General features: G+C 67.1%; 1 protein-coding gene. It reads left to right on the forward strand.

What is annotated here, in order from left to right; all coding sequences use genetic code 11:
• The first annotated feature begins 199 nt into the window (after nt 1-199).
• On the forward strand, nt 200-1,390 hold the full coding sequence (locus ACO1BU_RS37185) for an IS701 family transposase (protein ID WP_424140875.1): 1,191 nt from the start codon (nt 200-202) through the stop codon (nt 1,388-1,390).
• Nucleotides 1,391-1,679: the final 289 nt, after the last annotated feature.

The following is a 1,679-nucleotide window of genomic DNA, read 5'->3' on the forward strand; positions in this document are numbered from 1 at the left end:
AAAGACCACGGTACCATCCTGGGGTGCTGTAGCGTGCTTGATCTGAGACATCGGCCAACTCCCTTCAGGTCCGGAGGAGCCAAAACTCTGGCCCAATCTCTGGCCGCCTGCATGGTATCTTTGGCCATTTGAGCTGAGGAGAGGCGGCGGAGCGGGCTGACCGGCTAGGGTGGATGCGTCCCCGCCAAGAGACGCCGCCATGCTCTGCCTGCCGACCCGCTTCGCCGCGGTGATCCTGAGCTTTGCGCCCCTCTTTTTCCAGCGGAGTTGGCGTCGCGCGGAGGTGCTGCTGATCGGGGCCATTCTGGCGCCGGGCAAGCGCACGGTGACGAGCCTGCTCCGCGTTACCGGGCTCGCGCGAGAACGGCGCTTCGTGAACTACCATCGAGTGCTCAGCCGGGCGGCTTGGAGCTCCCGGGCGGCGTCGCGCCTCCTGCTGAGCCACCTGATTGAGGCCTTTGCGCCGAGAGGGCCGGTGGTGCTGGGCATCGACGATACAATCGAGCGCCGCCGCGGCAAGCGGATTGCGGCGATGGGCATCTACCGCGACCCGGTGCGCTCCTCCCATGGGCACTTCGTAAAGGCCTCCGGCCTGCGCTGGATCAGCCTGATGCTGTTGGCCCCTGTACCTTGGGCCGGGCGGGTCTGGGCGCTGCCCTTCCTCACTGCACTGGCGCCCTCGGAGCGGTATTGTCGGGTGCGTGGTCTACGGCACAAGAAACTCACCGACTGGGCCCGCCAGCTGGTGTTGCAGGCGCGTCGCTGGCTGCCGGGACGGGACATCGTCGTGGTTGGTGACAGCGGCTTTGCTGCCCTGGAGCTGCTGTCGGCTCTCGCCCGTCACAAGGTCACCGGCATCACCCGCTTGCGCCTCGATGCGGCGCTCTACGACCCGGCGCCACCCCGGCTGCCCGGGACCAATGGACGACCCCGTACCAAGGGCGCCCGGCTCCCAAACCTGTCCGAGGTGCTGAGGGACGGCGATACGTGCTGGCAGGCGCTGCAGATCCAGGGCTGGTACGGTGAAGGCGAACGCGAGGTCGAGATCTGCACCGCGACCGCCATCTGGCGCCACGGCGGCATGCCCATCGTGCCGATCCGCTGGGTGCTGATCCGCGATCCCCAGCGCCGGTTCAGCCCGCAGGCCCTGCTGTGCACCGATCTCCACCGCGCGCCCGAGCAGATCCTGGGCTGGTTCGTCCAGCGCTGGCAGCTGGAAGTCACGTTCCAGGAAACCCGTGCCCACCTCGGCGTTGAGACCCAGCGACAGTGGTCGGACCTCGCCATCGCCCGCACCACGCCGTGCCTGCTCGCGCTGTTCTCCCTCGTCACCCTCCTGGCCGCCCGGCTCAAGTCTGCGGAGAGAGAAGCCGCGGCCAGCAGTGCCTAGTACCGCAAACCACGTCCAACCTTCAGCGACACCCTCGCCGCCGTGCGACGTCATATCTGGCGAGAGCAGGGTTTGCTCACGTCGCGGCGCAGCACCCACAGCGCAAAACCCCGCCCAGCCCTGCAACGCGCCCTGGCTTACGCCATCTGCCACGCCGCGTGATGGCCAAAGATACCATGCAGGCGGCCAGAGATTGGGCCAGAGTTTTGGCTCCTCCGGACCTGAAGGGAGTTGGCCGATGTCTCAGATCAAGCACGCTACAGCACCCCAGGATGGTACCGTGGTCTTT

The organism is Roseomonas chloroacetimidivorans, assembly GCF_049629625.1.
GTDB lineage: Bacteria > Pseudomonadota > Alphaproteobacteria > Acetobacterales > Acetobacteraceae > Roseomonas > Roseomonas chloroacetimidivorans.

Excerpts from the sequence above, each read along its gene's own strand:
- ACO1BU_RS37185 (WP_424140875.1), top strand. The coding sequence starts at position 200 with ATGCTCTGCCTGCCGACCCGCTTCGCCGCGGTGATCCTGAGCTTTGCG.